At 38.7% G+C, this 576-nt stretch carries 1 protein-coding gene; it reads right to left on the bottom strand.

Annotated elements, in window-relative coordinates; translation table 11 throughout:
• Positions 1–359: 359 nt before the first annotated feature.
• Positions 360–576 (bottom strand): hypothetical protein (locus E0D98_RS27670; RefSeq protein ID WP_205249099.1); only part of this gene is annotated, 217 nt, incomplete at its 5' end.

The following is a 576-nucleotide window of genomic DNA, read 5'->3' on the forward strand; positions in this document are numbered from 1 at the left end:
AGTATAAACAAGGAAAGATTTGCAAGTTAACTCAGTGAGCGTGGTGAAAATCAGTGTTTACCCGCCATCAGGCTGAGCATAATTCTCATCATGAAATATGTTTCCTGGTTTGTGGCTTGTAACTGGTCACTTCTGAAGTCGATCTGGAGAGGCTTGTTGATGTTGGTGTTTTCAGGATGATGTTTCACTTAGTTTGTTTGCCGTATCGCCCGGCGAATGGCTGTGATTGAGGAAGGTTTAAGTCGTAGTGACCAAAGCTATATTTACCAACGAATGTAGATGAAAAAATCATCTCCTGCGTTCCCCCATATCTCCAGGATAAAAAGGAATGTAACAATCTCATGGCGTAAGCTGACGAATCAGCCAGGAATAATCGCTAGGGACCTAAGAATTAGCATGATAATAGCCACTAAGAAATTACTGCGCTCCATGAAATAGCCATTTTGTGGCAAATGGAGTTGACTAATAATGTCATATGTGAGACGGCTAGTTGAACGAATATTAAATTTTGCTGAATTTTTTATGTTGATTTTACTTGTTACAGAACATATCACATGATATATAGATAAGATTAGT

Source organism: Escherichia sp. KCJ4928 (assembly GCF_004352695.1).
In the GTDB taxonomy this organism is placed as follows: domain Bacteria; phylum Pseudomonadota; class Gammaproteobacteria; order Enterobacterales; family Enterobacteriaceae; genus ECMA0423.